Annotated in this window: 17 protein-coding genes; 12 read left to right on the plus strand and 5 right to left on the minus strand. The window is 59.7% G+C overall.

Features of this window, described 5'->3' with window-relative positions; genetic code table 11:
- Window positions 1–11 precede the first annotated feature (11 nt).
- The 9 genes from HDEN_RS00325 to HDEN_RS00365 all read left to right on the plus strand — a co-directional run bounded on the left by HDEN_RS00325 (window position 12) and on the right by HDEN_RS00365 (window position 7307).
- The gene (locus HDEN_RS00325; protein WP_013214110.1) at window positions 12–698 is read left to right on the plus strand and encodes an extensin-like domain-containing protein; all 687 of its coding nucleotides are present in this window, start codon (window positions 12–14) and stop codon (window positions 696–698) included.
- A gap of 158 nt (window positions 699–856) precedes the next feature.
- The gene (locus HDEN_RS00330; RefSeq protein WP_013214111.1) at window positions 857–1501 is read left to right on the plus strand and encodes a TetR/AcrR family transcriptional regulator; all 645 of its coding nucleotides are present in this window, start codon (window positions 857–859) and stop codon (window positions 1499–1501) included.
- A gap of 152 nt (window positions 1502–1653) precedes the next feature.
- Complete coding sequence (locus HDEN_RS00335) at window positions 1654–2079, plus strand: DUF2852 domain-containing protein (RefSeq protein WP_013214112.1); 426 nt, start codon at window positions 1654–1656, stop codon at window positions 2077–2079.
- Between the two features lie 76 nt (window positions 2080–2155).
- Complete coding sequence (locus HDEN_RS00340) at window positions 2156–2557, plus strand: DUF2852 domain-containing protein (protein ID WP_013214113.1); 402 nt, start codon at window positions 2156–2158, stop codon at window positions 2555–2557.
- 165 nt (window positions 2558–2722) lie between these two features.
- Window positions 2723–3454 carry a J domain-containing protein gene (locus HDEN_RS00345; RefSeq protein WP_013214114.1) on the plus strand — a complete coding sequence of 244 codons (732 nt, stop codon included), beginning with the start codon at window positions 2723–2725 and terminating at the stop codon, window positions 3452–3454.
- Window positions 3451–4221, plus strand: coding sequence for an N-acetylmuramoyl-L-alanine amidase (locus HDEN_RS00350; protein ID WP_013214115.1), 771 nt, complete (start codon window positions 3451–3453; stop codon window positions 4219–4221). The genes HDEN_RS00345 and HDEN_RS00350 overlap by 4 nt, the downstream gene beginning before the upstream one ends.
- A 93-nt stretch (window positions 4222–4314) precedes the next feature.
- Window positions 4315–5943, plus strand: coding sequence for a phosphoethanolamine transferase (locus HDEN_RS00355; RefSeq protein ID WP_013214116.1), 1629 nt, complete (start codon window positions 4315–4317; stop codon window positions 5941–5943).
- 100 nt (window positions 5944–6043) lie between these two features.
- A complete protein-coding gene (locus HDEN_RS00360; protein WP_245256683.1) occupies window positions 6044–6871 on the plus strand; it encodes a pentapeptide repeat-containing protein in 828 nt (275 codons plus the stop codon).
- 151 nt (window positions 6872–7022) lie between these two features.
- Window positions 7023–7307 (plus strand): hypothetical protein, encoded by a 285-nt coding sequence (locus HDEN_RS00365; RefSeq protein ID WP_013214118.1) that lies wholly within the window; start codon window positions 7023–7025, stop codon window positions 7305–7307.
- 47 nt (window positions 7308–7354) lie between these two features.
- Here the strand turns inward: HDEN_RS00365 and HDEN_RS00370 are convergent, their stop codons facing one another.
- Both HDEN_RS00370 and HDEN_RS00375 read right to left on the minus strand, forming a co-directional pair.
- A complete protein-coding gene (locus HDEN_RS00370) occupies window positions 7355–7753 on the minus strand; it encodes a hypothetical protein (RefSeq protein WP_013214119.1) in 399 nt (132 codons plus the stop codon).
- A gap of 481 nt (window positions 7754–8234) precedes the next feature.
- On the minus strand, window positions 8235–8765 hold the full coding sequence (locus HDEN_RS00375) for a DUF2478 domain-containing protein (RefSeq protein WP_013214121.1): 531 nt from the start codon (window positions 8763–8765) through the stop codon (window positions 8235–8237).
- A gap of 292 nt (window positions 8766–9057) precedes the next feature.
- On the opposite strand from HDEN_RS00375, the gene fdxA reads away from it, so the two are divergent.
- Window positions 9058–9402, plus strand: a complete 345-nt coding sequence (gene fdxA, locus HDEN_RS00380; protein WP_013214122.1) for a ferredoxin FdxA — start codon at window positions 9058–9060, stop codon at window positions 9400–9402.
- 78 nt (window positions 9403–9480) lie between these two features.
- On the opposite strand, the gene HDEN_RS00385 is transcribed toward fdxA, so the two are convergent.
- On the minus strand, window positions 9481–9759 hold the full coding sequence (locus HDEN_RS00385; RefSeq protein WP_013214123.1) for a hypothetical protein: 279 nt from the start codon (window positions 9757–9759) through the stop codon (window positions 9481–9483).
- Window positions 9760–10187: 428 nt separating this feature from the next.
- Between HDEN_RS00385 and HDEN_RS00395 the strand changes: the two genes are divergently transcribed.
- Entirely contained in the window at window positions 10188–11474 is a 1287-nt protein-coding gene (locus tag HDEN_RS00395; protein ID WP_013214124.1) for an ABC transporter substrate-binding protein, read from the plus strand.
- Window positions 11475–11487: 13 nt separating this feature from the next.
- Here the strand turns inward: HDEN_RS00395 and HDEN_RS00400 are convergent, their stop codons facing one another.
- Complete coding sequence (locus HDEN_RS00400; protein WP_245256684.1) at window positions 11488–12255, minus strand: FadR/GntR family transcriptional regulator; 768 nt, start codon at window positions 12253–12255, stop codon at window positions 11488–11490.
- A gap of 47 nt (window positions 12256–12302) precedes the next feature.
- Window positions 12303–12986 (minus strand): hypothetical protein, encoded by a 684-nt coding sequence (locus tag HDEN_RS00405; protein WP_245256811.1) that lies wholly within the window; start codon window positions 12984–12986, stop codon window positions 12303–12305.
- A gap of 375 nt (window positions 12987–13361) precedes the next feature.
- Here HDEN_RS00405 and HDEN_RS00410 point away from each other — a divergent pair, with 375 nt between their 5' ends.
- Window positions 13362–15143 (plus strand): trimethylamine N-oxide permease, encoded by a 1782-nt coding sequence (locus HDEN_RS00410; protein ID WP_013214127.1) that lies wholly within the window; start codon window positions 13362–13364, stop codon window positions 15141–15143.
- The last annotated feature ends 102 nt before the right edge of the window (window positions 15144–15245 follow it).

Here is a 15245-nt window from a genome sequence, read left to right on the forward strand (position 1 = left end):
CTTGGCGCGTCATGGTCTTGCGTCGTATCTGCGTCTTTGCTCCGCTGATCGTCCTGTTGTTGTCCGGACCCGCGCTCTTGTCGGGCTGCGGCACGTCGGGGACGAATTTCGTTGTCAAAGACGATCCATGGCGCTCACCCGAAGAACGCGCTTGCCTTGCGTCCGGCGTCGTCCGCCAGTCGGCGTTCGTGCGCGCCCGTTCGGCGCTTGGTGGTCCGAGCGTTTGCGGCGCGGAAACTCCCTTCGAAATGCTTGCGGCCGATAGCGGCCGGGTGACGCTCGAGCCTTCGGCATCGCTGCGCTGTCCGATGATTCCGCAGATCGACAGCTGGGTGAAGAACGTCGTCGAGCCGGCGGCGCGCTATTATTTTCGCCAGGAGCTTGCGGGCCTGAAAATTCTCGCGTCGTATTCCTGCAGGCCTATGAACAGTGTCGATGGCGCGCGGATTTCGGAACACGCTTACGCCAATGCCCTCGATGTCGGCGGTTTCAAACTGGCGAACGGCGATACGATCAGCGTCCTTCGCGACTGGAACGGTTCGGAGCGCGAACAGGCGTTTCTGCGGCGCGTGCACCAGGGTTCGTGCGAGTATTTCACAACGGTGCTCAGTCCGAACTACAACCGGCTGCACGCCGACCATTTCCATCTCGATCTCGCTCGTCACGGACGTGATGGCCTGATGCGCATCTGCAAGTGATGCCAGTGTAAGTGTGGGTGTGCGCGCGGAGGCGGCGCAAATCCGCTAGAGCCTTTCCGATTTTGGTGGAACCGCAGAAAGGCTCTAGCCTTTTGTCGATCGTGCTTCTCACCGGAAAACCGGTTCCCACTTTTCCGGAAGCGCTCTAGAAGCGCCATATGACCTGGGATCAAGATCCGCCGCCCGGAGCGCGACGCGGCTATCATCATGGCAACCTGCGCGAAGCCTTGATGAAGGCGGCGCTGGAGCTGATTGCCGCGAAGGGCCCGGCAGGATTCACGTTTGCGGAGGCCGCGCGCGCGGCGGGTGTCAGTCCGGCGGCGCCCTACCGGCATTATCGCGATCGCGATTCCCTGATGGCGGACGTGGCGCGCCGGGCGTTCGAGCTTTTCGCGGCGAAACTCTCGCAGGCTTGGGCGAAGGGGACGCCTGATCCGTTCAAGGCGTTTGAGCGGGTGGGGCACGCTTACATCGCGTTCGCGCGGGCGGAGCCGGCGCAGTACTCGGCGATGTTTGAATCGGGACTGTCGTTTCAGGCGTTTCCGGATCTGCACGTCGCGGGTGACCGGGCGTTCAACGTGCTGCGCGATGCGTGCGCGGCGCTGATCGCAACGATGCCCGAGGGCAAGCGTCCGCCGGTCATGATGATGGCGTTGCATATTTGGGCCGAGGCGCACGGCATCGCGTCACTGTTCGCGCGCGGCGACGAGGCGCGCCGTCCCATTCCGATGAGCCCCGAAGACCTGCTCGACGCGGCGGTGCTGATTTATCTGGATGGGCTGGGGGTGAGGAAGGCGGGTTAGCGGATGTTGCAGGCCGGCTTTGAATCCAAAAAGCGACCAGGCAAAACCACTCCCGCGGGAATTTGTTAGCCTCTCCCTTGAATCCGCCCCTTGCTCTCCCACCTATGTGAATGTAAAATACATTTACATCCCCAACGAGGAGAGGGTGGCGAATGGCGCAAGTGGTTCAGACTCTTGACGATTTCGGCAGGCCTGCGTGGCTCGTCGCGATGGTCCTGGGCTTCGTTCTTTTCTGGCCGATTGGGCTCACCATCTTGGCCTATATGCTTTGGAGTGGACGCATGAACTGTGGATGGCACGGCGGACGCGGACGATGGGACAACCGGTTCGTGGAACGGTTCGGCCGGGCGAAAGACCGCGTCGAAGGCGAGATGCGGAACTTCGCACGCGGCGCGTATTCGAGCGGCAATAAAGCGTTCGACGACTACCGCGAGTCGACGCTGAAGCGTCTCGAGGAAGAAGAGCGCGAGTTCCGCTCGTTCCTGGAGCGCCTGCGTCAGGCCAAGGACAAGTCGGAATTCGATCAGTTCATGAGCGAGCGGCGCGATCGTCCCGCCGCAACCGAAGGCAGTGTTTGATCGTATACGTTGTGTGAGGCGGCCTCTCGGTCGCCTCATTCGTTCGCCTCAATCGTTGGCGTGTGGGAGACGTTCGATGCCGCTTTTTTTCTTCCCATTGCTGTTCGTCGTGCCGTTCGTCGTGCTGGCCATGATCCTGTTTTTCGTCGGCTCGATCGTGATGAGGCTGATGTTCTTCGTCGCGATCGCGGCGTTCGCGGGGCTCGTACTATTCGGTACGGGGCTCTTTGGCGCGTTGGTTCGGGCGCTCGGTTCCGGCGTGCGGCGTGCCTACTGGGCCTATCAGAACCGTCGGTTTGACAGTCCGGCGCCTCGGCGCGATCTCGACAACGCGGCGTTCGAAGATTATCGGCGCGCGACAATGACCAAGCTCGACTCCGAAGCGCAGGAATTCCGGGCGTTTCTCGCGAAGCTCCGGCAGGCTGCGGATGCGGCCGATTTCAAGGCGTTCCTGAATTCGCGGCGCGCCGGCTCCTAAGGCCTGCGAGCCGGACGCTTTCCGCCCCGGCTCTGCGGCATACCAGATATTTCCGGCTTTCCGCTTTTGTTGCTGTAAATTTAGGGGAAGTCTATTTCGACGTCCCTTATGCTTCCGTTCGGCGGCTGAGGAAGCCGTTCAGGGCTGACGACGGGTGGCCGGACGATGGCGTGGCAATTTCTGAAAAATGCGGTGGCCGCCACCTATGGCGGCGGGCTGCGCTCGGCGCTCGAAGCGTTCAAGGGATCGCTCGGCATCGATGGCGCACGTTCGCCGGCGCAATCGCGCGTCGCGTTCACGATTGCCGTTGTCGCCCTTGCCGCGAAGATGAGCAAAGCCGACGGCGTGTCGCTGCCGGTTGAAGCGCAGGCGTTCGAACGGCAGTTTTCAGTGCCCGATACCGAGCGCGCGCACGTGCGCCGCCTCTACCAACTCGCAAGCCAGGATGTCGCCGGTTATGAGGCGTATGCGGCGCAGGTTGCGCGTCTGCTCGAGGATCAGCAGGACCTCAAGATTTCGGTGCTCGAGTGTCTGTTTCATGTCGCGAGCGCCGACGGGGTGCTGCATCCCGATGAAGACCGCTATCTGGCGCACGTTTCGGAAATTCTTGGACTGTCGCAGCGCGAGTATCGCTGCGTTCGCCGCGGGTTCGTCGTCGATGCGGACAGTCCCTACGAGGTCTTGAGCGTTTCGCCCGCGGCGTCTGACAAAGACATCAAGGCGCGGTATCGCGATCTCGTGAAGAGCCATCATCCGGATGCGCTGGTCGCGAAGGGCGTTCCGCCGGAATTTCTTGCCGGCGCCGAGCGCAGGCTTGCAGCGATCACGGCTGCTTATGAAGAAATTCTCTCCGAACGCGGATTGCGCGCCGAACGCGCGCTGGAATCCAGTCCGTGACGTTCGCAGCCGATAGTCCTCTCGTCGGCTCGGTGCGCGTTGCGGAAAACCACGAGCCGCGGCGCGGCGGCGTCCGGCCGTCGCTGCTCATTCTGCATTACACTGGGATGTCGTCGGCGGAGAAGGCCATCGACTGGCTGGCGCGCGCGGAGAGCAACGTCTCGTGCCACTACGTCATCGATGAAGATGGCCGCATCACGCAACTTGTGCCGGAAAGCCTGCGCGCCTGGCACGCAGGGGCGTCGTTCTGGCGCGGCGAGACCGACATCAACTCGCATTCGATCGGCATCGAGATCCAAAATCCTGGGCATCAGCACGGGTATCCGGATTTTCCAGCGGCCCAGATGCAAGCGGTGATCGCGCTGGGTAAGGACATTGCGCAGCGGCATCGGATGGCGGCGGATGCGGTTCTCGCGCATTCGGATATCGCGCCGGGGCGTAAGATCGATCCGGGTGAGAAGTTCAATTGGGCGCTTCTGGCGCGTCAGGGCCTCGGCCTTTGGGTGCGGCCCTCGTCGGTGCATGCCGACGATCCTGGACTCGACATCGGCGCGTCGGGGAGCCGGGTGGCTGCTGCGCAGGAACTGCTCGCGCTCTATGGGTATCGTGTGGAGCAGAGCGGAATTCTCGATGACGGCACGAGCCATGTTCTCAAGGCTTTCCAGGCGCATTTTCGGCCGCGCCGTGTCGACGGCAGACTAGACCGATCGACCGAGTTGACGCTGGAAAGGTTGATTGGCGTATCTGACCGCAACGTCGCCGCTTGACGCGGCCGTCACGTTGACGTTGATGCTGCGTTCGAATTCCTCCGCATAGTGAATTCATCTCATCCCGTTTGCCGATGAACGTCAGGATCGACCGTGTTCAAGCCCCGCCGTCCGGAAATCCTGATTCTTCTGCTCGCGATTTATATCGCGGTGGCGCTCAATTATGCGTTCTGGCGGAAGTTACTGATTGCGGCCGAGCCGCATAATTTCGGCGATTGGCATTTTGTCGTCGCAACGCTGGTTGCGGCGGTCGCCGCGCTTTATCTGATCCTACTCGCCATTTCGTACAAACCGGTCATCCGCGCCATCGTCCTGATCGTGCTGCCGGTGACGGCTGCGGCCAGCTATTTCATGACCGAATACGGCATCGTCATCGATAGCGACATGGTGCGAAACATATTCGAGACGGACACGCGTGAAGCGCGCGACCTGGTGTCGTTGAATCTCGTGGCTTGGGTTGCGATCCTCGGCGTGCTGCCTGCGGTGTTGTTCGCGGCGATCCCTTGGACAGCGCAGACGTTCAAGGCCGAAGCGCTGGGCAAGGTACGCTACGCGGCGGTTGCGGCCGTGATGCTGGTGCTCGCGATCTTCCCTGTCTGGGGGAGCTTTCTCTCCATTTTCCGCGAGCAGAGCGACTTGAAGCTGACGCTGACGCCGTTCAATTATATCGCGGCGACGTCGAAGTACTTGAGAAAGCGCACCGTCACGCAAGCCCAGGTCATCTCGCCCTATGGGGAGGATGCGCATCGTGCCGCGACTGCGCAGTCGCGAGGACGCAAATCGCTTTTCGTCGTCGTGGTCGGCGAAACGGCGCGCTGGGATCATTTTGCGCTCAATGGCTACAGCAAGCCGACCAATCCCATGCTGTCGAAGGTTGAGGGTCTGATCAACTATTCGCAGGCGTATTCCTGCGGGACGGATACGGCGCAATCGGTGCCGTGCATGTTCTCCGGCTTCGGCAAGGCGGGCTTTACGAATGCGAAGGCGGCATCGCGCGATAATCTCCTTGATATTTTGAAGCGCGCGGACATCGACGTTATCTGGCGGGAAAATCAAGCCGGTTGCAAAGGCGTTTGCGATCGCGTTCAGACTGAAACGCTGACCGGGCACGCCGCTCCGACGTTTTATCCAAGCACTGAAAATTTCGACGACGTACTCGTCGACGGTCTCGATCAGCGCATTGCGAACATGCAGCGGGATACCGTCATCGTGCTGCACATGATGGGCAGTCACGGGCCGGCGTACTGGAAGCGGTACCCGGAGAAGTTCGAGGTGTTCAAGCCTGCTTGCAAAGTCGTTCAGTTCAGCGATTGCGAGACGGAGCATATCATCAACGCCTACGACAACACGATCCTCTACACGGATCATGTTCTGGCGCGTCTGATCGGTGTTCTGTCGACCGCGGAAAGTCACGGCGTCGACGCCGGAATGCTGTACGTTTCAGATCACGGCGAAAGCCTTGGCGAGCACAATATGTATCTTCACGGGATGCCTTATGCGCTCGCTCCGGAGGCACAAATTCACGTGCCCATGGTTGTCTGGCTGTCGCCATCCATGCGGGAGGGGGCGGGTATCGACGCCAGCTGTCTCGTCCAGCGCTCTTCGCAGCGCGTCAGCCACGATAACCTGTTTTCGTCCGTGCTCGGGATGATGGACGTAAAAACACGCGTTTATGATCCGGCGCTCGACCTATTTTCGGGGTGCCGGCGGCGAGCCTCTTAAGTGCTTCCGCAGCATTCCCATTTTAGCCAGAACGAATATTCTTCGCTTTCGACTCGGGCATGATGCCGTGAGCGGGTGAGGTCCAGGGATGCGTCGCCGATTGCGCCAAACCGTTGTGATCGTAGCATTGTTCGGTGCTGCAGGGTTCGCGGGCGCATCGGCTGAGCCGGCGACCGGGCCAGTGCCGATGCACGCGGAAGTCAGCGCTTACACGATCACGGCCTTGCTGCATAAAGCGAAGCCCGGTGAACGGCCGAACCTTTCAGGAAAGTTCCTGGTCTATCTCGATCTCGCGGACCTCGATTTCAAAGGCGCGAACCTGGCGCGTTCCGATTTCTATGGCACCGATTTTACGGATGCCAATCTGTCGGGCGTGGATCTGTCGCATACGCGGCTCGACCGGTCCGTTTTGATCCGCTCCAATCTCTCGGGCGCAAATCTCACAGGCGCGACGATCCTGCGGCCGACGATCTATTCGGATCTCTCGAGCAAAACATCCGATGCTCCGCGATTTTCCGGCGCGAACCTATCGAAGGTCCGCGTGCAAGCGGAATTGTCCGGGTCCGATTTCAGAGGCGCCGATCTGACGGAAGCGAATTTCGCGCCGCTCGAATGGCGGTCGGGTGAGGGCACGCTCGCGACGGCGTATCGGAATATTCTCAAGTACTGCGATTTCTCCGGGGCGCGCCTGCACGCTGCGAACATGCAGCGCTCCGTCTTGTGGTTTGCGAAGTTCACCGGAGCCGATCTGACCGGTGCCGATTTTACGGACGCGGATCTTTCGCGCGCAGACTTCGCGGGGGCGGATGTTTCCGGTGCGAATTTTTCGCAGGCGAACCTGGATGGCGCCAGTCTTATCGGCGTGAAAGGCCTGCATGAAGCGATAGGTCTCGATCAGTCCATCAATTTGGATCGAGCGACCCGCTGAGTTTGAAAACATTCCAACGTACGATCGATAAACCGGCGGTTTTTCCGATCTCGCGACAGTTTGCACTTTAATTAAATCAGCAAAGCCTGTTAGAGTTCGATAAACCATTTATTGTCAGTATGTTAATAAGCATGTAGGCGCGAGGAGCATGATGCGTAACGCGACATACCATCTGCGATCCTGCTGTGCGATTGCGGTCCTTCTCACAGCTGGGCTCGCGACGCAGGCGAACGCCGTCAGCTTGCGCGTGAAGCTCGCATGCTCAAGCGACTATCGTGCGCTCTGCAGTCAGTATGCGTCCGACAGTCCGGAAGTTCGCGCATGCATGCGCGCCGCAGGCGAGCGGTTGTCGCCTCGCTGTCTCAATGCGCTGATCGCCGCCGGCGAAGTTTCGCAAGAAGAAGTCGCGCGCCGGGCTGCGCAGGCGCACCAATAAATTTATCGGAGGGTGGAGATCGCGCGTTCACGTGAACGCGCGATGGATCAGATTTTCTGCGTCGACAGCCGCGCGCGCGGAAACACCGTCAGCAGCGGTCGATTGCTGCGCTGCCTCGGTGCAATCGTGATCGCCGAGCGGTTTCGAGCTTTTGTTTTTTTGGATGCTGCCAAGGCTCGCACTTGCGTCAGCGCGAGAACAGCAGCCTTCAGCTTTGTCGGGTCGCGTTCCCCTTTATCGGCCGCTTCAAAGAGGCGGGCAATCATGTCAGCGATCTGGAAGTCTGCGCGCCGTGCGCTGATCTCCGCCATTGCCGCCTGCAAGACGCGATGGAAGCTCTTCAACTCGTCGGAACTGTAACCTTCGACTTTCATGGTCGTCGCTTTGTCCTTGGAGTAGGGATGGCCAGATAATGCCAGCCACCAACCGGCGCATCGAGAACGCACCGACCCCTCAACATGTGGTGACGGTCGAGGGTTCCACCAGGATGGGAACACTTTTTCTTTGGTTCAGGAGTTGAATTTTTCAGCGATCAACTGAAGTGGGTGTTTTCGGCAGGCGTGGGTAAACAGATGTCAGTTTTGCGACGCAGCGAAGTGAATTCGTTGTTTCAGCGTACTGATAGCTTATGAGGAGGAGATCATGCACCGAAGCGTTTTCATCGCCGTGGGATTGTGCGTGCTAACGTGCTCTGCACCAGCCCATGCTATCGGCTTAGGGGAGGCGGGTGAGCTGGAGCACGCGCGTGCGAATGCGCGGGCTGGCGGGCCGTTGAGCGAGCGCGACGCCGAGCTCCTCGAACGGTACGGATGTTTGAGCGGGACGGAGAGCACGTTCTGCAAACGACAGTCGCAGCATACGCGGGATCGCGCGCAACGGCGCCGACATAAGAAGTACTAGAACCGATCGGGATCGTGGCGCAGCGGTTTAAAGGCTCGTAGCGCTCTTTTGCACGCTGGCGCGCCATTGATCGAGCGCGGCTTCGTCCGGTGAGAGATAAACGGCGCCGTCCGCCGTGTAGCCTGTCCACGATTTGCGATGGCGCTGCGATACGGTCGTCAGTACTGGCTTTCCAGCCTCGATCGCTGCGTCGAATGCGGGGGCCAGACCGCCGCGTTCCGCTTCGAGTTTGCCGAACTTGCTGAGCACGACGATATCGCAATCGGCGATCTGTTTCAGAAGCTCTGCGCAGGCGGTTTCGACGCCGTCGGTATCGAGGTGGCAGGAGGTTTCGGCTCTCGGGGTTTCGACGTAGATGGAGAAGGCTTTGCCGGAAACGACGTCGCGAAGGTATCCGGCGCGGCAGACGCGATTTTCGAGCCCGTGCGTTTCGGCGATAAGTCCGATGACGTTCAATCCGGCGGCGCGCCATCTCGAAGCCGCGTCAGCGAACAGGGCCTGGATCGTCGGATCATCGGCTCCGACGACTGTCGCGATCGAACTTGTTGCGGGCGTCATGATGGCATCCTCGTAGCTTGATCCGGCGCAAACCAACGACTTTCAAACTCGTCGAATTATAGGCTCACGGCGAATTGATACATTTGATGTATATCTTTTGCCTTGACGCATGCGCAACATGGAAGAAAAGCGCGGGTTGCAGGAGATGCGCGCCGATTGGCCAAATTGTGCGGAGGCTTGGCACGTTCTATCACATGGTCCGGAGCGGCGATATGTTTGCGCCGGACCTCAATGCCAGGGCTCAGACTGCGTCGCTTGCTGAGCAATAGATTGGAGCGATTTATCCGAAATCATGACCTACGTCGTCACAGAGAACTGCATCAAGTGCAAATACACCGACTGCGTTGAAGTGTGCCCCGTGGACTGCTTCTACGAGGGCGAGAACATGCTCGTCATCCATCCTGACGAGTGCATCGACTGCGGCGTGTGCGTGCCCGAATGTCCGGCAGAGGCGATCTTCTCGGACGCTGAACCACAGGCCACGGCGCATTGGCTCGACCTCAATCGCAAGCATGCGGATCAATGGCCGAACATCGTTGCGAAGAAAGCAGCGATGCCGGATGCCGATGCAGAGAACGGCCGGGCCGGGAAGGCCGCCGAGTTTTCGCCCGAGGCTGCGACCGAAGACGCGAAATAGCCCGGCTGCGAGAGGCAGACACGGCTATTCCCTGTTGAATTGGTGCACGTTGTTCCGGCGAGCGGTGCTCGCGGGAAGCTACTGCTCGTTGTCGAAGCCGCGGATCGCCCATGCCGCCGCGAGGCCGAAAAGCCAAAGCGCGATCGGCGGTGCGAACAGAAGAATGGGAACTTCGATCAGGTCGCCGCGGCTGTTCAGGCTTCCATGCGCGCCTTCGAGCATCAGGTAGATGGTCCAGCCCATGATCCAGCCGGCTGAGAACAGCATCCAGACGCGGAAGAAGCCGCGCTTCCAGTTCACTTGGCGCGCGTCGCTCACGTCGACCGAGTCCCGGCGCGACAATCCAAAGTTCGGCATTCGGTCTCTCCTCGTGGGCAGGCGGGGAAGCCTAAGCTTTCCAGGTCGAATCCGCTAGATCGCGTTTTAGCTCGCGCCATTGCGCATGAACAAGAATTTGCGAAAGGTCGAGCGGCCGCCGATATGTCGGACGGGTGCTTTTCGCCTATCCGCGGCGCAACTTTATGACGTCGAAGGCCTGGCTCGGGCTTTGCGAGCCAGCGCGCGACGATAACCCGCGCGTTCCAGGCAACATGATGGCTTTGGGTACGCCTGCGGGCCCAAACGCTATGGCCGACCGGCAAGCTGGCTTATCTTTATCCAGCTTTCGCGGCTTCGGTCTTTGACTTATCAAGCGGCTTGTATTCAACCGGAAATCGCACCAACTTCTGTGCCCCGGTTCGGCTCGATGGCCGCCGCATTCCCTACGTCCGAAAGACCCGTTCGAAATGGCCAAGTCGCATTTTCCGCTTATTTCGGCGCTGTCGGTGGCGATGCCACGCCGCAAGTTCGTGACGAAGAAGAATGTCAATGTCGGATTTCTCGCGCCGCTGTCCGGCCCTTTGAAGTCTTGGGCGGAGCCAGGGTTCAACGGCTGCCTGATCTGGCAAGAGCGGATCAATGCGAGCGGCGGATTGCTGATCGGCGATCATCGCTACCTGATCAACGTCATCCCGTATGACACCCAGTTCCAGCCCGACCGGGCGTTCGAAGGTGCACGCAAGCTCGTCATAGAGGATGAGGTGAAGTTTCTCATCATGGTGGGCGGCGACGACTTCTCGCGGCCGTTGAGGGATTTCCTGAACCAGCGGCGTATTCTCGTCAGCACGGCGTTGCCGAGCGATCTCACACCCGACTCGCGCACGCTGATTGCTCCGAGCGAAGTTCATCCGATTTACAACGTAACCGGCGTCGACTGGCTGAAGCGGACACATCCGAACATCAAGACCGTCGCGATGTGCACGCAGAACGACGCGCACGGCATCCCGTCGATCGCCACGTATCGCGCGGCGTTCGAAGCCGCCGATATCGATGTTGTCGCCGAGCTTCTGTTTCCGATCGAGACTTCCGAATTCAAGCCGCTCGTCGAGGAGCTGCTTGCGAAGAAGCCGGACCTTCTATGCTGGGACACGGCCTACGAGCCGTTCGTTCACGCGCTGACGATCGAAGCTTTCCGGCAGGGCTACCGTGGGCCGATCCTGTCGTGCACGTGCGATAACTATGTCGAGCTGATCGCCAAGACGTCGGCCGAGTTCATGGAAGGCTTTGTCTTCCAGTTCCCTGATTTCGACGATCCGAGGCTGAACGATCAGCAGATCAGTTTCGAAAATCCGAACGGCTTTTACGAAGAGTTCTGCGCGCGGTTTCCGGGCACATGGAGCGCGGTCTCGTGGCAATACGTGTCGGTGCTAGATATCTGGAAGTCGGCGGTCGAACGATGCCGCTCGTTCGAACCTGCGACCGTCATGGCGATGATGAAGGTCGGGGGCCGCAGCCGCAACGTTTTCGGGGACGCGATCTGGTGGGGCCGGGAGCTGTTCGGCATCGACAACGCGCTCGTCGGATATTGGCCGGTGGTGAGAATTCAGGACGGACGGGCGCGGATCGTGGAATTCGGCTCCATTCTTGATTGGTGGTCAAAGCATAAAGAGGTGCTGATCCGGCACATGCGCAAGATGGGGCTCATGTGGGACCAGCGCGAAGAGAAAATCGCGGGCAGCCGATTTATTCTCTAAGCGCAGGAGCGCGTCAGGGCTGATAGAGCAGATCCTGCTGATTGCTGGCGATGATGAGATTCATGAACTCCATCGCGCCCTCGATGTCCCTGCTTTCCAGCGCCTCGAAGAGAGAGCGGAGCCGTTGGCGGCTATCGCTGATCCGCTTCGGAGACAGCGATTGAATGCGCGTTGCAAGCCAGTGCGGCTGGCAGCGAACCTCGCCGACGATCCGGTACATGGTGATCAGCAGCCGGTTGTGCGTGCCTTCCGCAATCTTCATGAGGAACTGCTTTTCCAGATGCGCGAATTTTGCGGCGTCGGCGACGACCGTCTCGATGTCTTCGAGGAGCGTACGCAGTTCGTTCAGGTCGCGCACGGACATATAGAGCGCGCCGAGCCTGACGATTTCCGGTTCCAGCAGCGAACAGACGACGCCCATTTCGAATGGGGATGCCGACTCCACGATCGGCTTGATGTCGAGATGATCCAGCGACGGCGGCAATTGGACGGGTGCGCTTTGCTGAACCGGCGCAGGGGGCTTGTAGACGACGTAAGTTCCGCTGTTGGCGCGTCGCACGACGACGCCGTAAGCTTCTAGAAATTCGAGAGCCTGCCGGACGGTGGAGCGCGTCAAGCCGAACTCGTCGGCGAAATTGCGCTCAGCTGCGAGGCGAGAGCCGAAGGAATATTCGCCCGAGACGACGCGCTCGAAAATGCGGCGTGCGGCGAGTTTCACTTTCTCCTTGGCGAACGGCGGGTCGATGCCCTCCTGCTCCCAAGGCGGAATAGCTTTTGACATTGCCCCGGCCATTTCGTCTCCCGTGTTCGTTCGCGTTTCTGTGTTTTCTAATCGCGATGTGGGCGTGCGCCGTCGCCGCTGTCAGGCTTCAGCCCGACTGTCAGATAGGCGGCATCGATGAGTGGGCGCATTTCGACGACCGTATTCTTTGCTACGGATCGCCATTGCGCCTCCGTGCTTTTGACGATGCGCACGCGTCGTGCGGGTGAGGCGCCGGTAAGATCGACAAGAACGCGGGTGCCGGTTGCGTCTTCGCCGAATGCGGCCTGGATGGCTTGCGCGCGCAGCAGAGCGTGATCGGGTTCGGCACTGTCTGCGCAGACCTGATCGTAGATCGACTCCGTGAGGGCCGCGGCGCCGGCGCAGAGCGTCAGATATTTCTTGCGGCGGAGACCTGTCAGCACGTCGGGGTGATTGGCTGCGAGCAGGAAATGAAACATCGAGCTGCTTGCCGTCGACGGGATGTCCACCCGCTGGATCCACGCTTCGACATTTCGCCATTGCGTTCGCGCAGCGCTCAAAGCGGCGATCGCTTGCGTGCGACGACTGGCAACGAGTTCGCCCAATCCAAGATTGCTGAGAGCTGCCGCCCGTCGCGGATCTTCGTCTGGCAAGTTATCGGCGAATGCGCAGCTGTCCCGCCAAAACGAGGCGGCTTCGTCGATGCGTGCGTCCTCGACAGCGCGCAGCCCTGCCAGCGTGCAGGCAAGCCAAGCATCGGGCCGGTTCATCTCATTCACTATGTCCGGCTCCTCAAACGCATCGGTCACCACGCCTGATTATGAAATTGGCATGGAAAGCGCACAAAATCAAACCAAAAACCACCAATAACCACCAGAGTTTCCAAAACGATTATAATTCAACAAACAGACGCTTTATTTCGCAAATGCACAGTATTTCCTAGTCATGCTCAAAGCTTGAGCAAGGCCAAAAATTTCCCCATTGGAAACGAATTTTAACTTGCTTCCTTTGCAATATGTGAAAATATCGCACCCATCAATCAAGAAATGTCGAAATTGGTCATTCTTTGGCATGATTGGTTGAAAAACAAACAAAAGATAACTGCATCGCAAAAGCGGCAGAGCACTTTTCCTGGGAGGGAAATAATGACGGTTGAAGCAGCAAGCTTTTCAGGGGGGCAAGCCCCAAAAGAACTTGTACGGTCGATAGATTGGCGTGGCGCATTTTGGGTAGCGAGCGGCGTGCCGGCGCTGGTGCTGTTCTCCATTGGCGGCATCGCGGGCATGACCGGCAAGGTGGCGTTCCTCGTTTGGGCCGCCTCGATGGTGATGGGATTCATCCAGTCATTCACGTATGCGGAAATCGCCGGACTGTTTCCGAACAAGTCGGGTGGCGCGTCGATCTATGGCGCGGCGGCATGGGTTCGCTATTCGAAGATCATCGCGCCACTATCGGTGTGGTGTAACTGGCTGGCATGGACGCCCGTGCTATCGCTCGGCTGTTCGATCGCAGCGGCCTACATTCTGAATGCCGTCGGTCCCATCCCGGCGACGGATTCGCCGGAAGTGCTCGCCTGGGTGCAGGCGCACGCGGCATCGCTCACCGCTGATAGCCCGCGCGTCGTTGAATGGCTCGCGGCCAACGGCGGCAAGACGGCAACCGATGCCATCAGCGCCCTGCTGGCGCTCGACGGCGTCGAAGCGCTGACTCCGACCATCCGCACATGGAGTCTGTTCACTCAAAGCCTCGGTCCGGTGACGTTCTCGCTCAATGCGGTGTTCTTCATCGGTGCGGTGCTGATGCTCGTCACCTTCGCCATCCAGCATCGCGGCATTCTTGGAACCGCGAGCGTTCAGAAATATATCGGACTGCTGGTGATCATCCCTATGCTGATCGTCGGTATCGTTCCGATCCTGACCGGTCAGATTGACTGGTCGAACTATTCGCCGCTGGCGCCATTGAAGGCGGCGGCTGTTGCGGAGACAGGTCCGTGGGACATCAACGGCTGGACGTTGGTGCTCGGCGGCATGTTCATCGCGGCCTGGTCGACGTACGCGTTCGAGACGGCCATCTGCTACACGAGCGAATTCAAGAATCCCAAGACCGACACGTTCAAGGCGATCTTCTATTCCGGTCTCTTGTGCCTGCTGCTTTACACTCTGGTGCCGTTCACGTTCCAGGGCGTTCTCGGTCTCGACGGCATGCTCGCCGCACCGATCGTCGACGGTTCTGGCGTCGCGGCAGCGATGGCCAAGATGGTTGGCGGCACGGGCTTCCTGGTCAACATCATGGTCATGATGATGATCCTGGCGCTGATGCTGTCGATCATGACGGCGATGGCCGGCTCGTCGCGCACCTTGTACCAGGGTTCGGTCGACGGCTGGCTTCCGCGCTTCCTCGACCACGTCAACAGCCACGGCGCACCGACGCATGCGATGTGGACGGATCTCATCTTCAATCTCGGCCTGCTTGCGATTGCGGCTGCGGATGCGACGAGCTTCTTCTTCATCCTGGCGGTGTCGAACTGCTGCTACATCATCTTCAACTTCCTGAACCTCAACTCCGGCTGGCTGCATCGTATCGATAACGGCCACATCGAACGTCCGTTCAGGGCGCCGACGCTGTTGCTCGCGCTTGGCGTGCTGTTCTCGTTCGTCAATGCCGGGCTTATGGGTGCGGGTGCGAAGGTGTGGAACCCGCTGGCGCTGACGTCGGCTGCGATCGCGGCGTCGCTGATCATTCCGGTGTTCTGGTTCCGCCACTACGTTCAGGACAAGGGGCAGTTCCCGCAGCACATGCTCGATGACCTGAACCTGACGACGGATAGCCTCCGGGCGCGTAAGGCGGGCATCCTGCCCTACATCGTTCTGCTCGCCGGAGTTTGCGTCGTCCTCGCCGCAAACTGGTTCTTCCAGCTTGCGGGGTGAAGCAAAGGATATTGATCGCGGCGAAGAACTTCAGGCAGAACAATTTGCGTTCTGCAGCTTCGCCGCGATCCGATTATTTTTTATAAGGGAGAGCACTTGGAG

Source organism: Hyphomicrobium denitrificans ATCC 51888 (assembly GCF_000143145.1).
GTDB classification, from domain to species: domain Bacteria; phylum Pseudomonadota; class Alphaproteobacteria; order Rhizobiales; family Hyphomicrobiaceae; genus Hyphomicrobium_B; species Hyphomicrobium_B denitrificans.

Bases quoted from the DNA above. Each gene is read 5' to 3' on its own strand.
- HDEN_RS00325 (WP_013214110.1), top strand. From the start codon at position 12: ATGGTCTTGCGTCGTATCTGCGTCTTTGCTCCGCTGATCGTCCTGTTG.
- HDEN_RS00330 (WP_013214111.1), top strand. From the start codon at position 857: ATGACCTGGGATCAAGATCCGCCGCCCGGAGCGCGACGCGGCTATCAT.
- HDEN_RS00335 (WP_013214112.1), top strand. From the start codon at position 1,654: ATGGCGCAAGTGGTTCAGACTCTTGACGATTTCGGCAGGCCTGCGTGG.
- HDEN_RS00340 (WP_013214113.1), top strand. From the start codon at position 2,156: ATGCCGCTTTTTTTCTTCCCATTGCTGTTCGTCGTGCCGTTCGTCGTG.
- HDEN_RS00345 (WP_013214114.1), top strand. From the start codon at position 2,723: ATGGCGTGGCAATTTCTGAAAAATGCGGTGGCCGCCACCTATGGCGGC.
- HDEN_RS00365 (WP_013214118.1), top strand. From the start codon at position 7,023: ATGCGTAACGCGACATACCATCTGCGATCCTGCTGTGCGATTGCGGTC.
- HDEN_RS00375 (WP_013214121.1), bottom strand. From the start codon at position 8,765: ATGACGCCCGCAACAAGTTCGATCGCGACAGTCGTCGGAGCCGATGAT.
- fdxA (WP_013214122.1), top strand. From the start codon at position 9,058: ATGACCTACGTCGTCACAGAGAACTGCATCAAGTGCAAATACACCGAC.
- HDEN_RS00385 (WP_013214123.1), bottom strand. From the start codon at position 9,759: ATGCCGAACTTTGGATTGTCGCGCCGGGACTCGGTCGACGTGAGCGAC.
- HDEN_RS00395 (WP_013214124.1), top strand. From the start codon at position 10,188: ATGGCCAAGTCGCATTTTCCGCTTATTTCGGCGCTGTCGGTGGCGATG.
- HDEN_RS00400 (WP_245256684.1), bottom strand. From the start codon at position 12,255: ATGTCAAAAGCTATTCCGCCTTGGGAGCAGGAGGGCATCGACCCGCCG.
- HDEN_RS00405 (WP_245256811.1), bottom strand. From the start codon at position 12,986: ATGAACCGGCCCGATGCTTGGCTTGCCTGCACGCTGGCAGGGCTGCGC.
- HDEN_RS00410 (WP_013214127.1), top strand. From the start codon at position 13,362: ATGACGGTTGAAGCAGCAAGCTTTTCAGGGGGGCAAGCCCCAAAAGAA.